Origin of the sequence: endosymbiont of unidentified scaly snail isolate Monju (genome assembly GCF_000801295.1) — a bacterium.
Taxonomy (GTDB): domain Bacteria; phylum Pseudomonadota; class Gammaproteobacteria; order Chromatiales; family Chromatiaceae; genus MONJU.
Window position 1 is genome coordinate 2443029 of the sequence record NZ_AP012978.1, and the last position, 19999, is coordinate 2463027.

15 protein-coding genes, 3 pseudogenes and 1 other annotated feature are annotated in these 19999 nt (G+C 64.5%); of the genes and pseudogenes, 17 read left to right on the forward strand and 1 reads right to left on the reverse strand.

Annotated elements, in window-relative coordinates; all coding sequences use genetic code 11:
- Positions 1 to 4 precede the first annotated feature (4 nt).
- From EBS_RS11820 to cas8c (EBS_RS13765), 3 genes and pseudogenes are all read left to right on the forward strand, one after another.
- Entirely contained in the window at positions 5 to 979 is a 975-nt protein-coding gene (locus tag EBS_RS11820) for a helix-turn-helix transcriptional regulator (RefSeq protein ID WP_043108870.1), read from the forward strand.
- 168 nt (positions 980 to 1147) lie between these two features.
- Positions 1148 to 2833: pseudogene (locus EBS_RS14680) on the forward strand (CRISPR-associated endonuclease Cas3''); the annotation flags it as partial.
- 568 nt (positions 2834 to 3401) lie between these two features.
- Positions 3402 to 4529, forward strand: a pseudogene (cas8c, locus tag EBS_RS13765) (type I-C CRISPR-associated protein Cas8c/Csd1); the annotation flags it as partial.
- Here cas8c (EBS_RS13765) and EBS_RS11835 read toward each other — a convergent pair.
- Positions 4493 to 5713 (reverse strand): annotated as a pseudogene (locus EBS_RS11835) (IS3 family transposase). The pseudogenes cas8c (EBS_RS13765) and EBS_RS11835 overlap by 37 nt on opposite strands.
- Positions 5318 to 5435, reverse strand: a sequence feature (AL1L pseudoknot). (Overlaps the previous pseudogene by 118 nt.)
- Between EBS_RS11835 and cas8c (EBS_RS11845) the strand changes: the two are divergent.
- The 14 genes from cas8c (EBS_RS11845) to EBS_RS11910 all read left to right on the forward strand — a co-directional run bounded on the left by cas8c (EBS_RS11845) (position 5648) and on the right by EBS_RS11910 (position 19991).
- Positions 5648 to 6310, forward strand: coding sequence for a type I-C CRISPR-associated protein Cas8c/Csd1 (gene cas8c, locus EBS_RS11845; RefSeq protein WP_408065672.1), 663 nt, complete (start codon positions 5648 to 5650; stop codon positions 6308 to 6310). The pseudogene EBS_RS11835 and the gene cas8c (EBS_RS11845) sit on opposite strands and share 66 nt — an antisense overlap.
- A complete protein-coding gene (gene cas7c / locus EBS_RS13325) occupies positions 6307 to 7389 on the forward strand; it encodes a type I-C CRISPR-associated protein Cas7/Csd2 (RefSeq protein WP_043108873.1) in 1083 nt (360 codons plus the stop codon). The genes cas8c (EBS_RS11845) and cas7c overlap by 4 nt, the downstream gene beginning before the upstream one ends.
- A 31-nt stretch (positions 7390 to 7420) precedes the next feature.
- Positions 7421 to 8077 carry a CRISPR-associated protein Cas4 gene (gene cas4, locus EBS_RS11855; RefSeq protein WP_231892814.1) on the forward strand — a complete coding sequence of 219 codons (657 nt, stop codon included), beginning with the start codon at positions 7421 to 7423 and terminating at the stop codon, positions 8075 to 8077.
- Positions 8074 to 9105: a type I-C CRISPR-associated endonuclease Cas1c gene (gene cas1c, locus EBS_RS11860; RefSeq protein ID WP_043108874.1), complete on the forward strand. Its 1032-nt coding sequence runs from the start codon at positions 8074 to 8076 to the stop codon at positions 9103 to 9105. The genes cas4 and cas1c overlap by 4 nt, the downstream gene beginning before the upstream one ends.
- 11 nt (positions 9106 to 9116) lie before the next feature.
- A complete protein-coding gene (gene cas2 / locus EBS_RS11865) occupies positions 9117 to 9407 on the forward strand; it encodes a CRISPR-associated endonuclease Cas2 (protein WP_043108875.1) in 291 nt (96 codons plus the stop codon).
- A 460-nt stretch (positions 9408 to 9867) separates the two neighbouring features.
- Positions 9868 to 10137 carry a BufA2 family periplasmic bufferin-type metallophore gene (bufA2, locus tag EBS_RS11870; protein WP_043108876.1) on the forward strand — a complete coding sequence of 90 codons (270 nt, stop codon included), beginning with the start codon at positions 9868 to 9870 and terminating at the stop codon, positions 10135 to 10137.
- A 29-nt stretch (positions 10138 to 10166) separates the two neighbouring features.
- Positions 10167 to 10433, forward strand: coding sequence for a BufA2 family periplasmic bufferin-type metallophore (bufA2, locus tag EBS_RS11875; protein WP_052199567.1), 267 nt, complete (start codon positions 10167 to 10169; stop codon positions 10431 to 10433).
- Between the two features lie 51 nt (positions 10434 to 10484).
- Complete coding sequence (gene bufB / locus EBS_RS11880) at positions 10485 to 11351, forward strand: MNIO family bufferin maturase (RefSeq protein ID WP_052199568.1); 867 nt, start codon at positions 10485 to 10487, stop codon at positions 11349 to 11351.
- Positions 11351 to 12142 carry an HvfC/BufC N-terminal domain-containing protein gene (locus tag EBS_RS11885; protein WP_043108877.1) on the forward strand — a complete coding sequence of 264 codons (792 nt, stop codon included), beginning with the start codon at positions 11351 to 11353 and terminating at the stop codon, positions 12140 to 12142. The genes bufB and EBS_RS11885 overlap by 1 nt, the downstream gene beginning before the upstream one ends.
- 34 nt (positions 12143 to 12176) lie before the next feature.
- Complete coding sequence (locus tag EBS_RS11890) at positions 12177 to 13109, forward strand: cation diffusion facilitator family transporter (protein ID WP_043108879.1); 933 nt, start codon at positions 12177 to 12179, stop codon at positions 13107 to 13109.
- Entirely contained in the window at positions 13106 to 13576 is a 471-nt protein-coding gene (gene rlmH / locus EBS_RS11895) for a 23S rRNA (pseudouridine(1915)-N(3))-methyltransferase RlmH (RefSeq protein WP_043108880.1), read from the forward strand. The genes EBS_RS11890 and rlmH overlap by 4 nt, the downstream gene beginning before the upstream one ends.
- Positions 13576 to 14136: a Maf family protein gene (locus EBS_RS11900; RefSeq protein WP_043108881.1), complete on the forward strand. Its 561-nt coding sequence runs from the start codon at positions 13576 to 13578 to the stop codon at positions 14134 to 14136. The genes rlmH and EBS_RS11900 overlap by 1 nt, the downstream gene beginning before the upstream one ends.
- A gap of 461 nt (positions 14137 to 14597) precedes the next feature.
- A complete protein-coding gene (gene rng, locus EBS_RS11905) occupies positions 14598 to 16046 on the forward strand; it encodes a ribonuclease G (RefSeq protein ID WP_043108882.1) in 1449 nt (482 codons plus the stop codon).
- Between the two features lie 15 nt (positions 16047 to 16061).
- Positions 16062 to 19991 (forward strand): YhdP family protein, encoded by a 3930-nt coding sequence (locus EBS_RS11910; RefSeq protein ID WP_043108883.1) that lies wholly within the window; start codon positions 16062 to 16064, stop codon positions 19989 to 19991.
- Positions 19992 to 19999 lie beyond the last annotated feature (8 nt).

The following is a 19999-nucleotide window of genomic DNA, read 5'->3' on the forward strand; positions in this document are numbered from 1 at the left end:
AGCGATGGACCGCTTCGACCGCATCTACCAGCTCCACCACCTGCTCGATGCCGCGCGCCGACCGCGCCCGCTGCGTCGCCTGGCCGAGGACATGGAGTGCTCGGAACGCACCGTCAAGCGCACCATCAGCTACCTGCGGCTCTACCTGCACGCGCCCATCGAATATGACCGCGCGCACAACGGCTACTACTACGACACACGCAGCGGCGAGTTCGAACTACCTGGCCTCTGGTTCAACGCCAGCGAACTGCAAGCCCTGTTGCTGATGCAGCAACAGCTGGAACAGGTCGAGCCCGGCCTGCTCGAGCCCCAGCTCGCCCCGCTGCGAAGTCGCATCGACGAGCTGCTCGCCCGTCAGCACCTCGCCGGAAATGAACTGAACCGGCGCATCCGCCTGATCGCCACCGCCACCCGCGACCCCGGCCACCGCCTTACCCACATCGCCGAGGCCCTGCTCGCCCGCCAGCGCCTGCGCATCCGCTACCACGATCGCTCCCGCGACCACAGCACCGAGCGCGAAATCAGCCCGCAACGGCTCACCCGCTACCGCGACAACTGGTACCTCGAAGCCTGGTGCCACCTGCGCAAGGCTCTACGTCTGTTCGCCATCGAGCGCATCGAACAACTGGAACCCGTCGACAGCCCCGCCAACGAGATCTCACCCGAACGCCTCGACGCCACCTTCGACGCCGGCTACGGCATCTTCGCCGGCCCCGCCCGCCACACCGCCGTGCTCGCCTTCAGCCCGCAACGCGCCCGCTGGGTGGAACAGGAACGCTGGCACCCCGAACAACAGACCCGCTGGCGCGAAGACGGCCGCTTCGAACTGCGCCTTCCCTACAGCAACCCCACCGAGCTGATCATGGACATCCTGCGCCACGGTCCGCATGTCGAGGTACTGGCCCCCGACAGCCTTCGACAGGCCGTGCACCAACAACTGAGCGAGGCATTGTCCCTCTACGACAGGGACACGGAATGACCCGGTAGGGGATGCAGAATAACCAGGTCATCAAGGAGGACGCCAAATGGAACACCCCGGATTCATGCTGTTGCTGATCATTGCTCTGTTCGCCCTGTGTTGGTGGGTGGTGAGCCGCCTGAGCAATGCCTGCTTCAACATTCCAAGCCGGACTGTCTGGAGATCTGAATGACACGGACAACCGCATCGCTTCTCCAGGACACCGGCGCAATCGCACATGTCCAACAAAAAGCCAATGGTGCCTGGGAGGTACACCCTCTCAAAGATCACTTGACGGCTGTTGCGCAAATCGCTGGCCGGCTGGCCGGGGCTTTCGGCGCGGGCGACTGGGCTGGCACTGCAGGCCTGTGGCACGACCTCGGCAAGTACCGCCCGGCCTTCCAGCGTTACATCCGGGATGTTTCGGGGTTCGATGCGGAGCAGGCCCATGTGGAAGCAGAAGGCAGTGGCCGGGTCGATCACTCCACCGCGGGCGCCATCCATGCGGTACGTCAATGGGGCGTCCATGGAAGGGTGCTGGCCTACCTGATCGCCGGCCATCATGCGGGACTGCCTGACTGGTCGAAGCTGGAGGCCGGCGGCAGTCTGAAGGAACGCTTGGCCCGCGAACAACTCCTGGATGAAGCACTGGCCCAGGCCCCTCATCAACTGCTCGACACCGGCCGGCCGGATTTCCAGGTGCCCGGCGGGCGGGCGGGTTTCGCGTTCTGGGTACGCATGCTGTTCTCCTGCCTGGTGGATGCCGACTTTCTCGACACCGAGGCCTTCATGGATGGTGGAAAGGCGGCCCTGCGCGGTGGTTACCCTGCGCTGGCCAAACTGCGCAGTGCCTTCGATGACCACATGGAGGCGCTGATGCGCATGGCGCCGGACACCCCGGTCAACCGTCTGCGCCGGCAGATTCTGGAAGACTGCCGGAATGCGGCCAGGCAGACCCCCGGTTTCTTTTCGCTCACCGTGCCCACTGGTGGCGGAAAGACACTCTCGGGCATGGCCTTCGCTCTGGATCATGCCATCGCGCACGGCAAGCGACGCGTGATCCATGTGATTCCCTATACCAGCATCATCGAGCAGACCGCCGACATCTTCCGCAACATCTTCGGCGAGGCGGTGATCGAGCATCACAGCAGCCTCGACCCGGAAAGGGAAACGGCGCGCTCCCGCCTGGCCGCCGAGAACTGGGATGCGCCGGTGATCGCCACTACCACGGTCCAGTTCTTCGAATCCCTGTTCGCCGCCCGTCCCGGCCGCTGCCGCAAACTGCACAACCTCATCGACAGCGTCATCGTGCTGGACGAGGCTCAGCTGCTGCCACCGAAGTTCCTGCAACCTATTCTCGACGTGCTGAACCTGCTGGTGGACCACTACAAAGTAACGGTGGTGCTCTCCACCGCCACCCAACCGGCACTGCACAGCCGGAACCGCCTGCCCGGCGAGCCCCCCTTGCGGGGTATCGACAACTTGCGTGAGATCATCCCCAACCCCGATGCGCTCTATCAACAACTGGACCGGGTGCAAGTCATCCTGCCCGACGATCTGAATGCCGGTCGTGGCTGGGAAGCGATTGCCCATGAGATCCGCCGGCACGAATCGGTGCTGGCCGTCGTCAACACCCGGCGTCATGCCCGGGAACTGCATGCCTTGCTACCCAGAGGCACCCTCCACCTCTCGGCCCTGATGTGCGGCCAGCACCGCGCCGACCTGATCGCCAGCATCAAGCAGCAGTTGCAACAAGGGTTGCCGGTGCGGGTAGTGAGCACCCAACTGGTGGAGGCCGGTGTCGATCTGGACTTTCCCGTGGTCTATCGCGCCCTGGCCGGGCTGGACTCCATTGCCCAGGCCGCCGGTCGCTGCAATCGGGAAGGACGGCTCGAAAAGGGCAAGGTGGTGGTCTTCGTGCCGCCGGAGCCGCCCCCTCCGGGTGTGATGCAACGTGCCGCCGCCAAAACGATCTCTGTCTTGAGCGCCCATGGTGAACGCCCGCTGGATCGCGCCAATTTCACCCGATTTTTCCAGTTGTTCTATGACGACAGCGATCTGGACGAAAAAGCCATCACTGACTGCCTCACCCCCAAGGGAGAGAGAAGCGATACCCTCCAGGTACAGTTCCGCACCGCGGCCCGGCGCTTTCGGTTGATCGAAGAGACCGGAGAACAAATCCTGGTGCGCTACCACGCGCATGAAGAGGACGAAGCCATCGACCGATTGCTCGGCACCTTGCGCAAGAAAGGACCCAGCCGCTACCAACGCAAAACCGCTGATCCCCAGTCCGGCCTGCCGCCTTTCGGTTTCGAGTGGAAGGAGATCCCCTTCATCGTCGAAATCGACATGCGGGGCAAGCTGATTCAGATCGAGGACACCCGCGAGGGAAGCGGCAGAAAAAAAAAAGGCGCGGGCCTATCTACTCCCACGGGCGGTCAAAAGAGCCTCGGGCATTGCGGCCAACCTGCTGTGGGACAACACCGAATACGCTCTGGGCATTCCCCGCAAGGTCAAGCCGGGTCAGAAAAAACCGGACCCACAACGCGTGGCGGAACAACAAGCGACATTTTGCCGGCGGATACGAGCGCTGCCCGAGGAAGCACAATCCGACCCCGGCATCCAGGCCATCCTTGCCTTTTTCGACCAACTGGAATGCCGCGCATTGATTCGACAGCCCGCATGGACAGCATTGCGAACCAATCCGAACGTCAGCTTTCGCCTGGCCGGTGACAGTGTGCTCATCTGCCAGCGCCCGGCCGTGCAGGCAGCCATAGAACGACTGGCAGAATCGACCGCCGACAACAGCGACTCGGGCATCTGCCTCATTACCGGAGACCGGCGCGGAATCGCCCGCCTGCATCCGGCTATCAAGGGTGTTTGGGGTGCCCAAAGTACTGGGTCAAACATCGTCTCGGTCAATAACAAAGTTTCCGGAACAAATAACGCTGGCCCGACACCTGCCTTTGCTTCATTCCGAAAACAGCAAGGATATAACTCTCCTGTTGGGGAACGCCCGGCTTTCGCCTACACCACCGCCCTCAACCACCTGCTGCGCAAAGATTCGCCCCAGCGCCTGCAGGTGGGCGACAGCTCCACCGTGTTCTGGGCGGAAGAACCCACCTCGATGGAAACCGACGTGGTGGATATCTTCGGTGAGCCGACCAGGGACGACCCTGATCGAAACACCGAAAAAATCCGCGAATTGTTCCACTCGGTGCATGCCGGCCGCTGGACCGACGACGAGGACAAGACCCGTTTCTACGTGCTGGGCCTGGCCCCCAATGCCGCTCGCATTGCCGTGCGCTTCTGGCAGGTCACCACCGTGGGCGAACTCGCCGAGCGGATCGTCCGGTACTTTGCCGATATCCGCATCGTTCACCACCCCGAGCAGCCAGAGTATCTGCCGCTGTTTCGCCTGCTGGTGACCACGGCCACCCAAGGCAAGGCCGACAACATCCCACCCAACTCGCCGGCGATTTTCTGCGCGCCATCTGAACCGCCCCGGATATTCCGGAGACTGTTTTGTTTGAGTCAGGCCGCCTTGGCAGACTCTTTCTGTTGGCGATAATACGCCGCTTCCAACTCCGCCGGTGGCACGTTGCCAATAGGCTCCAGCAGCCGCCGGTGGTTGAACCAGTCCACCCACTCCAAAGTGGCATATTCGACCGCCTCCCTATGCTTCCAGGGGCCTCGCCGGTAGATAACCTCGGCCTTGTACAGACCGTTGATCGTCTCTGCCAGAGCGTTGTCATAGGAGTCCCCTCGGCTACCGACCGAGGCATCAATGCCGGCCCCGGCCAGGCGCTCCGTGTAGCGCACCGACAGGTACTGACAGCCTCGGTCACTGTGGTGCACCAGGCCCTCTGTGTCCTGGCGCGACCATAGCGCCTGCTCCAGCGCATCCAGCACCAGGTCGGTCTTCAGCGACCGGGAGACACGCCAGCCCACGATCCGTCGGGCATAGACGTCCACGACAAACGCCACATAGACAAACCCTGTCCAAGTCGCCACGTAGGTAATGTCCGCCACCCACAACTGATTCGGGCGGGTGGCAGTAAACTGCCGCTTCACCCGGTCCAGTGGTCGTTCCGCCGTCGTGTCGCCGATCGTTGTCCGGCAACGGCGGCCTCGCACCACACCCCGCAACCCCATGACACGCATCAGGCGTTCCACCGTGCAGCGGGCTACCTCGATGCCTTCCCGGTTGAGCTGCCGCCATACCTTCCTGGCACCGTACACCTGGAAGTTCTCTTCCCAGATCCGTCGAATCTCGTCTGACAGGGCGCGATCCCGCTGCAATCGCCGCGGCAGTCGCTGTGGATCGGCCTCACGGGCCTTGTGCTCATAGTAGGTGGACGGGGCGATCGGCAGCACCGCTGCAGATCGGCTCGACCCCGTAACGATCCCTGTGATCGTCGATGTACGCGATCATCTCTTCAGTTTGCGGTCGAGCTCCGCCTGGGCAAAAAAAGCCGACGCCGTCTTCAGAATCTCGTTGGCCCGCCTCAGCTCCCGGTTCTCCCGTTCCAAGGCCTTGAGCCGCTCGCGCTCCGACGTCGTCAGACCCTCACGCAGTCCTTGATCACGCTCGGCCTGTCTCACCCATTTGCGCAGCGTCTCCGGCGTACAGCCGATCTTGGCCGCGATGGAGGTCATCGCCGCCCATTGGGAATCATGCTCGCCCTGATGATCAAACACCATGCGAACCGCCCGTTCCCGGACCTCAGGGGAATATCTCTTGCTCGTATCCATAGACTCTATCCTCTCAAGAAATGGAGTCTCCGGAATATCCGGGGCGGTTCACTCGCGGGCCAACCCTACCCCCGAACCTTGCTGGCGGCAGCCGTGCAACGCATCCGCGCCGAACGAGAGGTCACCTATCCCCGCGCCGCACTCATCAAGGGCTGCATCAACCGCGCCACCCGTTATTCGAACCCGGACAGAAAGGAGGAACTGACCGTGTCACTGGACCCTGACAACACGAACCCCGGCTACCGGCTGGGCCGGCTTTTCGCCGTGCTGGAGAAGATTCAGGAAGAAGCCAACCCCGGCATCAATGCCACCATTCGCGACCGCTACTATGGCTCGGCATCGAGCACACCGGTGGCGGTCTTCCCGACGCTGATCAAGCTGTCCAAGCACCACCTGGGGAAACTGGAGCACAAGGGGCGGGAGGTGCAGTTCGAGCGCCTGCTGGGCGAGATCATCGACGGCATCGGCGACTTTCCCGCCCATCTCTCACTGGAAGACCAGGGCCGCTTCGCCATTGGCTACTACCACCAGCGGCAGGATTCTTTCAAGAAACGCAACGCTGAATCCCAAACAGAAAATCAAGGAGAAGACCAATGAGCCTGGAAAACCGTTACGACTTCGTGCTGCTGTTCGATGTCAAGGAAGGCAATCCCAACGGAGACCCCGATGCCGGCAACCTCCCGCGCGTGGATGCCGAGACCGGACAGGGGCTGGTGACCGATGTCAGTCTGAAACGCAAGGTGCGCAATTATGTCGGACTCGTGAAAGAGGAGCAGCCGCCTTATGAAATTTACGTGAAGGAGAAAGCTGTCCTCAATTTGACGCATGTTCGTGCCTACAAAGGAGTGGAGGCCGAAGATCAACTGGAACAAGACAAGAAAGGGCACTGGAAATCCAAGGGGAAAGGAAGCAATGAAGATGCAAAAAAATGGCTCTGTAATAACTTTTATGACATTCGCACCTTTGGTGCTGTGATGTCTTTAGGTGTGAACTGCGGCCAGGTTCGGGGCCCAGTGCAGCTCACCTTTGCCCGTTCCATCGATCCGATCTTCAGTCAGGAGCACTCCATCACCCGCATGGCGGTGGCGACCGAGGCCGAAGCCGAAGCCGAAGCCGAAGCCGAAGCCGAAGCCGAAGCCGAAGCCGAAGCCGAAGCCGAAGCCGAAGCCGAAGCCGAAGCCGAAGCCGAAGCCGAAGCCGAAGCCGAAGCCGAAGCCGAAGCCGAAGCCGAAGCCGAAGCCGAAGCCGAAGCCGAAGCCGAAGCCGAAGCCGAAGCCGAAGCCGAAGCCGAAGCCGAAAAACAGGATGGCGACAACCGCACCATGGGCCGCAAGCACACCGTCCCCTATGGCCTCTATCGCGCTCACGGCTTCGTCTCCGCACCGCTGGCCTGCCAGACCGGCTTCTCGGAAGAAGACCTGAAGCTGCTCTGGGAAGCGCTGTGCAACATGTTCGAACACGATCACTCCGCCGCCCGTGGCGAGATGGCCACACGCGGGCTCTATGTGTTCAAGCACAACAGCAAGCTGGGCAACGCCCATGCCCACGATCTGTTCGACCGGATACAGGTGGGGCGCAAGGAAGACGTGGCCGTGCCACACCAGTTCTCTGACTACGTAGTATCCATCGATGACAGCAACCTGCCCGAAGGCGTGGAGTTGATTCAAATGTCTTGACCAGGAGCCGGACCGGACATGGCGGAACGCCATGTCCGGCGCAAGCAACATGGAAGAGGAACGCCTGATCCCCATCTCTGCCCTGCAACACCTGGCCTACTGCCCCAGACAGTTCGCCCTGATCCACCTGGAGCAGGCCTGGGAAGAAAACCGCTTCACTGCGGAAGGACGGCTGTTGCATCGGGTGGTGGACGCCGGCGCCAGCGAAACCCGCCATGACCTGCATATCGCCCGTGGTGTGCACCTCATCTGCCATGCCCTCGGGCTGGTGGGCAAGGCCGATGTGGTGGAATTCCACCGCGCGGAATCCGGTTGCACCCTGCCCGATCGGGAAGGATTTTGGCGACCCTGCCCCGTGGAATACAAAAGGGGGCGCTCCAAACAGGCCGACTGGGACCGAATCCAATTGTGCGCCCAGGCGCTGGCGTTGGAGGAGCAATTCGACCTTGCCATTGAAGAAGGCGCTCTGTTCTATGGCAAACAGCGCCGACACGAGCGCGTGACATTCGATAACAGGCTCCGGGAACAGACCTGCCAGCTCGCCCGCCAAGCTCACGCCCTGCTGAAAGAGGCCACATTACCTCCGCCTGAACCCGGCACGAAATGCATGCACTGCTCTCTGGAAGCGATCTGTCTCCCCGAGCGCAAGGACGCACAGGCCTATCTCGACCGGGTACTCACACCATGAAACGTCTGCTCAACACCCTCTACCTCACCACCCAGGGAGCCTGGCTGAGCCGGGAGCGGGAGACTCTGGTCGTCAAGGTCGACCATGAAATCCGGCTGCGGCTGCCCATTCACCACATCGACAGCATCGTGGCCTTAGGCCAGGTCAATGCCACGGCGCCCCTGCTGGGATTCTGCGCAGCGCGGGGTGTGCGCATGGCCTTCTTCACGGAACAGGGTCGCTTTCTGGCCCGCGTGGAAGGTCCTGTATCGGGCAACGTGCTGTTGCGCAAGGCCCAGTACCAATGGCATGAGTCCACGGAACAGAGCGCGCGAATCGCAGGCACCCTGATCGCCGCCAAGATCGTCAACAGCCGCACCGTATTGCAGCGGCATCTACGCGACCGCCCCGACTGCCCCTACCGCGCCGACATCGAACAGGCGATCCAACACCTGGTTACCCTGCTGCGCCGTGTGCGCACCGAAACCGATCTGGACACCCTTCGCGGTTACGAAGGGGCTGCGGCACGTGCCTATTTCGACTGTTTCGACCACCTCATTCTGCATGACGATCCGGGGTTTCGTTTTGCAGGCCGCAATCGCAGGCCCCCCACCGATCCCGTCAACGCCCTTCTCTCTTTCGTCTATACCCTGTTGCGCCATGACGTGGCCTCGGCACTGGAAGGTGTGGGCCTGGACCCGGCCATCGGTTTTCTGCATCGCGCCCGTCCAGGCAGGCCGGCACTCGCGCTGGATCTCATGGAAGAACTGCGCCCCCAACTGGCCGATCGCCTGGTGCTTTCGCTCATCAACCGCAGGCAGTTACGTGCGTCTGGATTCAACACCACCGAAACCGGTGAAGTCCGCATGACCGAGGCCACTCGCAGGCAGGTGCTTACCGCCTGGCAGGAACGCAAACGAGAAACACTCAAACATCCCTATCTGGAAGAGACCGTGGAAATCGGCCTGATTCCGTACTTGCAAGCCCGTTTGCTGGCAAGCTATCTGAGAAACGACCTGAATGCCTACCCCGCCTTCGTCTGGTGCTGAGGAAAGACATCATGATGGTACTGATCACCTATGATGTGAATACAGAAAGCCCCGGAGGAGCCCGCCGGTTGAGACGCATCGCCAAGGCCTGTCAGGACTACGGGCAGCGCGTGCAATTTTCCGTGTTCGAATGCCTCGTCGAACCGGCCCAGTGGACCCAGCTCAAGCAGACCCTGATCGAGGAAATGGACCCCGAGCGTGACAGCCTGCGTTTCTATTACCTGGGCACCAACTGGCGCCGACGCGTGGAACATGTCGGAGCAAAACCGGCCTACGATCCTGAAGGCACGCTCATCCTTTGATCAGAATATCGCGAACCACCAGCCCACACCCATTATGCGGCAGGTTCGCGATGCTCTTTCACAATTCAAATCAATCACTTGCAAGAGACGCTTTCAATCTGTAACGAGAAAATGGCCGTGACCAGAACAGGTTCGCGCATCTTGTCCCGTTCCGGCAGCGCATGTCTGCACTTACAATAACGCGGTCGCCCCCATCACGGGGGCGTGGATTGAAACTTCAGGTTTGCTCCAAGTCGATGCCGAGGTCGGCGGTCGCCCCCATCACGGGGGCGTGGATTGAAACCCGCCAATCGACGACGGCAGCGCCAACCTGCCAATGTCAGGCCCAGCCAAACACTTTCTGATATGGCACTGCCAGATCGCACCTCATCCCCGACAGATCCAGCTGCAATCATTCCCTCCCTCGGCCGGTCATATTTTGACCAGCAACAAGGAAGGCCACACACAGAGGAGAGGTTTCATGAAGCTATCCACAACTTCGGCCGGCATGGTCCTGGCCGTGGCGGCAGCCGGCATGCTCGGCGGGTGCTCGGAATACGGCACCCGCTACAGCAGCATGGCCGCCACCGAGCAAACGGTTCACTGTTACGGGGTGAACAAGTGCAAGGGCTACAACGATTGCAAGACGGCCAGCAATGCCTGCAAGGGCAAGGCCTCATGCAAGGGGCAGGGCTTCGTGAACATGTCGGAGAAGGCCTGCACCGAGGTGGGCGGAACCGTCGGTTCCTGAGCCCGATTCCATACAAAGGAGGATACGCAATGAAGATATCGAAGAGGACGGCCGGTATCGGGCTCGGCGCCGCGCTGGCGATGGCGGCCGCCGGAATGACAGGCGTTGCCAGCACGGCAATGGCCTCGAGCAGCGGCAAGGTGCACTGCTATGGCGTCAACAAGTGCAAGGGATACAACGACTGCAAGAGTGCCAGCAATGCCTGCAAGGGCAAGGTCTCCTGCCAGGGCCAGGGTTTCGTGCTCATGTCGAAACATGCCTGCGATGCCATCGGGGGCAAGGCCAAGAAGGAGTAATCCACCCGGCCACCGTTCCTGCGGGATGGTGGCCTTTCGGGAGAACACGCCATGTCCCGCCCCTTTCTCGGCTTCGGCCTGGGCCTGCGCACTGACCATTACGCCTATATTGAAGAACACCGGCCAGATGTCGACTGGTTCGAGATCCTGTCCGAGAACTACATGGTGCCTGGCGGCAAGCCACTGGCCCACCTCGACCGGATTCGTGCCGACTACCCGATGGTCATGCACGGTGTCTCGCTGTCGATCGGCAGCACCGACCCACTCGATCTCGACTACCTCGCCCAGCTGAAGACGCTGGCCAAACGCGTGGAACCGCACTGGATCTCCGACCACCTGTGCTGGACCCGTGTCGATCACACCAACAGTCACGACCTGTTGCCGCTGCCCTACAACGAGACGGCCATTGCGCACATCGCCGAGCGCATCCGACAGGTGCAGGACTACCTGGGCCGGCAGATCCTCATCGAGAACCTGTCGAGCTATGTCACCTATCACGCTTCGGAAATGCCCGAGTGGGAATTCCTCGACGAGATCGCACGCCGTGCCGACTGCCTTGTCCTGCTCGACATCAACAACATCTACGTCAGCGCGCACAACCACCATTTCGACCCGGTGGACTATCTCGACGGCATGAGCCCTGAACGGGTGATGCAGTTTCACCTGGCCGGTCACTGCCATGATGGCCTCATGATCATCGACACTCACGACCACCCGGTCTGCGACCCGGTGTGGACCCTGTATGCAGACGCCCTGCGACGCTTCGGCGCAGTCAGCACCATGATCGAGCGCGACGACGACATCCCCGCCTTTCCCGAACTGCGCGCCGAACTGGCGATCGCCGAACGCATTGCCGGCGAGACCCTGCCTGTGCCTGCGTTGCAGACATCGCAAACGGCGCTGCGAGGCCTCGCCTGATGGACGGCCTGCGCGACCTGCAACAGGCCTTTCTGGGGCACCTGCTGGGCGAAGGCAGCCCCATCGCCGGGGCCATCGAATCCACTGCCGGCGCCTCGGCCGCCGAACGGCTCGGCATCTATGCCACCGGCTATCGCCTGCGCCTGAAAGAGGCTATGGAGACGGACTATCCCCGCCTGCATGCCTACCTCGGTGACACCCTCTTCGATCGCCTCGCCGACACCTACATCCACCGCTATCGTTCGCACGGCACCAGTCTGCGTGGCTACAGCCGCCACATGGGAGAGCTGCTGGACGAACTGCCGCCGTTCAGCGGCCTGCCGGTGCTTGGCGAGATCGAGCGCATCGAGCGCGCCTTCAACCACAGCTTCGACGCCGCCGACCGCCCGCTGCCCGGCCCCGCTCTGCTTGAACGGATTCCTCCCGCAGCCTGGCCCGACATGCGTCCGGTCCTGCACCCCTCGGTCACCCTGCTGCCGCTGCGCTACAACAGCTTTGCCATCTGGCGGGCGCTGGCGGACGAGACCCAGCCCCCCGAGCCGACCGAGGCTCCCGCCATCTGGCTGATATGGCGCCGCGACCTGGTCAGCCGTTACCGGGCCCTGCCGGCACACGAGGCCGAGGCGCTGAACGCCATCCGCAACGGCGAGCCCTTCGGCGCCGTGTGCGAGCACCTGCTCCAACACTTTGCTCCCGAGGCGGTTCCCCGGGAGGCGGTCCAGCTGTTGCAGTCCTGGCTCATCGAGCAGGTCATCGCCACGCTTGACTGGGAGGCCACACCACCCAGCTGATAGAATCCCCGGCCGGCTATCAGGGACAGAATTCATGGCAGGCTCCAGCACCAAGGTTATCCTCGCCGCGCTGGCGGGCAACACCGCCATCGCCATCACCAAGTTCGCCGCCGCGGTCTTTACCGGCAGTTCGGCCATGCTCTCCGAGGGCATCCACTCGCTGGTGGATACCGGCAACCAGGGACTGCTGCTCTACGGCATGCGCCGCGCCAAGCGTCCGCCAGACGCCCGCTTTCCCTTCGGACACGGCAAGGAGATCTACTTCTGGAGCTTCGTGGTGGCCATCCTCATCTTCGCGGTCGGCGCCGGAGTATCCATCTACGAAGGCATCCACAACATGCTCGACCCCCGGCCGATCACCAATCCGCTGGTCAACTACATCGTGCTCGGGCTGTCCCTCGTCTTCGAGGGCGGGGCCTGGTGGTTCGCGCTGCGCGAGTTCGGCAAGACCAAGGGAAAGATGGGCTATATCGAAGCCGTGCAACGCGGCAAGGACCCGTCGATGTTCGTGGTGCTGTTCGAAGACTCGGCCGCCCTGTTGGGGCTGCTGGTGGCAATGGCCGGCATCGCCACCGCACAGTTCACTGGCATCCTCTGGTTCGACGGCCTGGCCTCAGTGGTCATCGGCCTGATCCTGGGCGCCACCGCCATCTGGCTGGCGATCGAGACCAAGGGCCTGCTGATCGGCGAGAGCGCCAACCGCGAGGTGGTCGCCGGTATCCGCGAGCTGGTCTCGGCCGAGCCGGCGATCGAAGCCATCAAGGAACTGCTGACCATGCACATGGGACCGGATTTCGTGCTGGTGACCATGGCGGCCGACTTCCGCGACGATCTGGATGCCGGCACCATCGAGCACACCATCGCGCGCCTCGACCGCGCCATCAAGGCACGCTGGCCCGAGGTGAAGAAGGTGTTCATCGAGGCCGAGTCCCTTGTCCCGCGCGTCGAGCACCCCGCCCCCGCATGAAGATCCACCTGATCGCGGTCGGCGAGCGCATGCCCCGCTGGGTGCAGGAGGGCTATGCCGAGTACGCCCGTCGCCTGCCACGCGAATGCACCCTGCAGCTGGTCGAGATCGCCCCGGGCCGGCGCGGCAAGGGCGCCGATACCGCGCGCGCGGTGCGCGAGGAGGGCGAGCGCCTGCTGGCGGCCATCCCCAGGGGCGCGCGAGTGATCGCCCTGGAGGTGAACGGCCGGCCCTGGTCCACCGAGCAACTGGCCGGCCAGCTCGAGAAATGGCTGGCCGGGGGCAGTGACGTGGCCCTGCTGGTCGGTGGCCCCGAGGGGCTGTCGGAGGCCGCCCGCAAGGCGGCTGCACAGCAGTGGTCGCTCTCGCCGCTGACCCTGCCGCACCCCCTGGTGCGGGTGATCGTCGCCGAGCAGCTCTACCGCGCCTGGAGCATTCTCGCCAACCATCCCTATCATCGCGCCTGATGTTGATCCTTGCCTCGCAATCACCCCGCCGCGCCGAGCTGCTGCGCCAGATCGGCGTCGATTTCCGTGTCGCGCCCGCGCACATCGACGAGACCCCGCAACCGGGCGAGCCCCCCGCCGACTACGTGGCCCGCATGGCGCGGGAGAAGGCCCGCGCAACGGCGGTCCAGCACCCGGGAGCCCTGGTACTGGGCGCGGATACCTCGGTGATCCTCGACGGGCACATCCTCGGCAAGCCCGCCGACCGCGAAGAAGGCATCGCCATGCTGCTGGCGCTGGGCGGACGGGAACACCAGGTGCTGACCGCCGTGGCCCTGGCCGGCCCCCACGAGGATCAGGCCCTCTCGGCAAGCCGGGTGCGCTTCCGCCCCGTCGGGCGCGAGGAGGCCGCGCGCTACTGGGCCACGGGCGAGCCGGCGGACAAGGCCGGCGGCTACGCCATCCAGGGGCTGGGCGCGGTGTTCGTCGAACACATCGAGGGCAGCTACTCGGGCATCATGGGGCTGCCCCTGTTCGAGACCGCTCAGCTGCTGGCCGACGCCGGCCTGCCCCGCCCCTGAATCGCGGGCACTCCCGGCCTGCCCGACGGTCACAGGGAGGTAAACCCCGGTTTCACCTGACACCCTGACAGCCCCCTGAAGACCCTGTCGGGGTGGTGGCGAGGACACACCGCCCCGGGCGAGGGAACGGGAGCATCGGCGATTTCCCGAGACGGGGTGTGATTCCCGGCGCCACGTACCTGCTTGGCGTTAACCCGGATGTTTCACCGGCATCCCGAGAGCCGGCGGAGTTCGCAGCCGCTGTGACGCCGGTTTGGAGCGAAAGCGATAGCTGTCGCTATCGCTTGAGTGAAAACCAAGCCACAGCGAGCGAGAAACCGCCGGAATCGGGATAGAACAACGCGGGACACAAACGGTAACCGGCGACTGGCCTCCCTTTGGTTTCCATTTTTGCTCGTTATTCAGCTTCTTAGGAAGAGAGCGTTGGTCGGCCGGTGAAATATTCGGGTTAAACTGAACTCATGAACGAAGAAATCCTGATCAACGTCACCCCACCCGAGACCCGTGTCGCCGTGATCGAAAACGGCGTGGTACAGGAGATCATAATCGAGCGCACCGCGCGCCGTGGCCTGGTGGGCAACATCTACAAGGGCAAGGTGTGCCGGGTACTTCCGGGCATGCAGGCGGCCTTCGTCGATGTCGGCCTGGAGCGCGCGGCCTTTCTGCACGCCTCCGACATCTATTGCACCTCGGGACGCGAGCAGCCGATCACCGAACTGGTGCGCGAGGGCGGCGAGATCGTGGTGCAGGTGGTCAAGGACCCGCTGGGCAGCAAGGGCGCGCGCCTGACCACCAACGTCTCCATCCCTTCGCGTTACATGGTGTTCATGCCCAACATGCGCAGCGTGGGGGTCTCGCAGAAGATCGAGGACGAGGACGAACGCGTGCGCCTGCGCGAAATCCTGGCCCGCTTCGCCGCCGAGTCGGAACTGCCTGCCGGCTTCATCGCGCGCACCGCCGCCGAGGGCATCGGCGAGGAGGCCCTGCGCCAGGACATGCTCTACCTGCAGCGCCTGTGGCAATCCATCAAGGAGAAGGCGCGTAACGTCAAGGCGGTCGAAGTACTGCACGAAGACCTGCCACTGGGCCTGCGTGCGCTGCGCGACCTGGTCGGCCCCGAAGTCGAACGGGTGCGCATCGACTCGCGTTCCACCTTCGAGAAGGCGCGCCAGTTCGCCCACAAGTTCCTGCCCGACGCCGACACCCAGATCGAGTACTACCCCGGCGAGCGTCCCATCTTCGATCTCTACGGCGTGGAGGACGAGATCCAGAAGGCCCTGCGCCGCACTGTCGAGCTCAAGTCCGGCGGTCACCTGGTGATCGATCAGACCGAGGCAATGACCACCATCGATGTCAACACCGGGGCCTTCGTCGGCCATCGGACCCTCGAGGAGACCATCTTCAAGACCAACCTCGAAGCCGCACAGGCCATCTGCCGCCAGCTGCGGCTGCGCAACCTGGGGGGGATCATCATCATCGACTTCATCGACATGACCGATCTCGATCACAAGCGCCAGGTGATCCGTGCGCTCGAACGCTGCCTGGCACGTGATCACGCCAAGACCCACATCTCCGAGGTCTCCTCGCTGGGCCTGGTGGAGATGACCCGCAAGCGCACCCGCGAATCGCTCGAGCATGTGCTGTGCGAGACCTGCCCCACCTGCCGCGGCCGGGGGTCGATCAAGACCGCCGAGACCACCTGCTACGAGATCTTCCGCGAGATCCTGCGCGAGGCGCGCCAGTTCGACGTCGAACAGCTGCTGGTGCTCGCCGCGCCCGACGTGATCGACCGCCTGCTCGACGAGGAATCGCAGAACCTCGCCGAGCTGGAGCAGTTCATCGGCAAGCCCATCAAGTTGCAGGCCGAGGCGCTCTACACCCAGGAGCAGTACGACGTCGTGCTGGTCTGACACACGGAACCGGCAATGAAAGGGCTCCTTCGACTGACCCGCCGCTTCCTCATCGTCCTGATCCTGGGCTGGGGCCTGCTGGCCCTGCTGGTGCGCCTGTCCACCCCCCTGCTGGAACACGCGCGCGAACCCCTGGCCCGCTGGCTGAGCGAACAAGCCGGCATGCCAGTGCAGATCACGCGCCTGGAGGCGAGCTGGTGGGGACTCGGGCCCCGGCTCGATCTCTACGATGTGCGCCTTGGCGAGGGCGCGGCCGGCATCCACCTGCGCGAGGTCGAACTCGACCTCAACCACACCAACCTGCTGCGCGGCAACCTCTTCGACGCCCTGCGGCTGACCATCGAAGGATTGCAACTCAACCTGGTCCTCGAAGCCGACGGCCAGTTGCACGTCGAGGGCTTCCCGGTACGCGATGGCGGCCAGCCGGCCATCGCCCTGCCGCGCTATCTGCGTCTGCGCAACACCCGGCTGACCTGGGAAGACCGCCGGTACGGCGCGCCGCCGATCACCATCGACCCCCTGTACCTGGACGTGGCGAGGGACGGCCAGCACCTGCATCTCAACGGTGGATTGGACAGTTCCTTCGGCAAGCTGCACTTCGCCGCCGACATCCACGGCTACCCGGCCGGGCGGCACTGGCGCGGCACCAGCTACCTGAAAGGCGAGGCACTGGCGCTGCCGCCCCTGCTCGGCCGTTACCTGCCCGCCCCCTACCACTTGCTGGGCGGCAGGCTCGATCTCGAGCTCTGGCAGGTCTGGGAGAATGCCCGCGAAATCGCCGCCCGTGGACACGTGGAAGCGCACCGCCTGCGTTTCGGCAACCGCGAACAACCGGGCCGGGAGTTCAGCCTGCACCGGGCGAGCGCAGATCTCGACTTCGCCGAGGCCACCGACGGCGAATGGCGCATCCTCTCCGACGCCCTCACGCTACAGACCGGACCCGACGATCCGCCGCTGACCACCGCACTGGCCATTCGTCATCGCCCCGACCCACGGGGCACCCTCGACATCGCCGCCACCCGCCTGCCGGTCGCCCTGCTCGTCCAGGCACTGCATCTGCGCCCGACCGACCCGGCGCTGGACGAGGCCCTGGCAGCGCTGGCCCCGCGCGGCGAACTGCAGGCACTTCGGCTGCACATCGCCCCCGGCCAGGCCGACAGCTGGGCGCTGGACACCCGCCTGCGCAACATCGCTGCCAAGCCCTGGCAGGGCTTCCCCGGCTTCCAGGGACTCGACGGCCGCCTCACTGCCACCGCCGAACGGGCGCGGCTGGCGCTGGACTCGAAGGCCCTGCCACTGGACTACCGGGAACTGTTCCGCGCCCCGCACCGGCTGGAGCAACTGAGCGGCGTGCTGCACTGGCAACGCGAGACCGACGGCTGGCGCCTGTTCACCGACGACCTGCGCCTGGCCACGCCCGACCTGCGTGGCGCCCTCTGGCTCGATCTGCAACAACACCAGGGACAGACACCTCGGCTGGCGCTGCGCGCGCGGATCGAAGACGGCGCGGTGGAGGCCACCGGCCGCTACCTCCCCACGGCCATCATGAGCGACGAGCTGGTGGACTGGCTGGACCACGCCCTGCAGGGCGGCCGAATGGAGCGCGCCGACCTGCTGCTGGTCGGCCCCCTGGCCGACTTCCCGTTCAACGAGCACGCCAACGGGGTGTTCGAGGTCGATGCCCGGCTCGCCGACGTGGACCTGGACTATCGCAGCGGCTGGCCGGCGCTGCACCAGGTCGCCGCGCGGCTGTTCTTTCACCAGAACAGCCTGGACATCGACCTGCCGGAAGGCCGGGTCTACGACAGCCGCCTGCTCGACACCCACGTCCGCCTGGCCACCCTGAACCCGGCCAGCCCCCTCCAGGTAACAGCGCGCATCGAGGGACCACTGGCCGATGAACTGCGCCTGTTGCGCGAACCCGCCCTGCGCGGGCGTTTCGGAGACATCGCGAAACAGATGCAGGCCGAGGGACCGACTCGCCTCGACCTGGACTTCCAGCTCCCGCTGGGCGCCCACGGGGCTCGACTGGCGCTGGATGGCCGGCTGTACCTGCGCGGGAACCGGCTGCACCTGCCCAAATGGCAGGTCGCCCTCGAACAGCTCAAGGGCGAGATTGCTTTCGACCTTCACAGCCTGCGCGCACGGAACCTGCGGGGTCAGGCCTTCGGCGCGCCATTGCGCCTGGACATCGAGCCGGTGGCCGAGGGCACCCGCATCCGCGCCCGCGCCCGCTGGGGCAGCACCCTGTTGCAGCAACGCTTCCCCGCGTTGCCCCTGCACCTGGCGTCGGGCGCCAGCGACTTCACCCTCGAACTCGACTTCCCCGCGCAGCGGCAGGGCAAACGCCCGGTGCTGCTCAGCCTGCGCAGCGACCTCAAGGGCATGCGGCTGGACTTGCCCGCTCCGCTGGGCAAGCAGGCGGCGCAGGCGCGGCCACTGGCCATCACCCTGCCGCTGGGCCAGCCCCCCGGTCCGCTGCACCTGCGCTACGACAAGGCCCTCGACGCCCGCTTCAGCCTGGACGGCCACCGTGGCGAGCTCCGCTATGCCCGTGGTCAGGCGCAACTGCCTCGCAAGAACGGTTTCCGCGTGCTGGCCCGGGTGAAGACGCTGGATATCGGCGCCTGGCGGGAGCTGTTCGCCAGCCTCGCCCGGGACGGTCGGCAGCCTCCTCCCTGGTCGGTCGAACTCGAGGCCAAACGCCTGCGCGTCGGCGAACTGGCTATCGACAAGGCCCGGCTACAGGCCCAGCACGAGAGCGGCGGCATCATCGACGGTCGGCTGGAGGCGCCGCTGGTCACGGGCGACCTGCACTACGAACCAGGCGAGCGCGGGCAGCTGCACCTCAACCTCGAACAGCTGCACATCCGTTTCGATCCGGAAACCGCCTCAGCGCCGCCGCCCGACCCGGCCAGCGGCCCCGATCCGCGGACCCTGCCCCGGCTCGTCTTCAACTGTGCCGACCTGCGCATCAACCAGGCCGACCTCGGCGTCGCCCATCTGGCACTGCAACCGGCAACCGACGGCGCCGACATCACCGAACTCGACTTCAAGGGCCCGGCAGGCACCCTCGAGGCGCGGGGCCGCTGGGCCTGGCGGAAGGGCCGTGCTCACACCTATCTGGGCGGGCGTTTCCAGAGCAAGGATCTGGGGGCCTTTCTCGCCGGGCTGGGCTATCCCCGACAGATGATCGATGCCCGTGCCGACATCCGCTTCGATCTCGACTGGCCGGGTCACCCGGCACAGATCCACCGCGCCGCCCTGCACGGCCAGGGCAAGATCGACATCCGCGACGGCCGCCTGGCGGACGTGGATCCCGGTATCGCGCGCGTGCTCGGCCTGCTCAGTCTCGACGCCCTGAGCCGGCGCCTCCGCCTCGACTTCGGCGACGTGCTCAAGAAGGGATACACCTTCGACAGCATCGTCGGCAGTTTCCAGCTCGGCGACGGTCAGGCGATCACCCGCGACCTGGTGGTAGACGGCCCCTCCGGCCGTATCGAGATCGGCGGACGCATCGGACTGGTGGCGCGCGACTTCGACCAGGTGGTGCAGGTCACTCCCAAACTGGATACCACTCTGGCCATCGCCGGGACCATCGCCGGCGGGCCAGTGGCCGGGCTGGCCACCCTGATCGCCCAACGCCTGCTGTCCGACGAAATCGATCAGATCAACCGCTTCGAGTACAGCGTCACCGGCAGCTGGGACGACCCCAAGCTCACCCCGCTGGAGTCCGGCGGTCCCATCTCCCGCCTCTTCAACACCCTGGGCGGCAAGGACACCCAGCGCAAGACCGAGGCCCAGGAGAAGGCCATCGACGAGAACAAGACCCGTCCCAGGCGCAATGTCCTGCAAAAGCTGCTGGGCACCGGGAAGACCCCACCCTCGAAACAGCCCTCCCCCGCGGAGACCCCACCTGCGGACGAAGGCGCCTTTCCCCAATAAAGCAATGT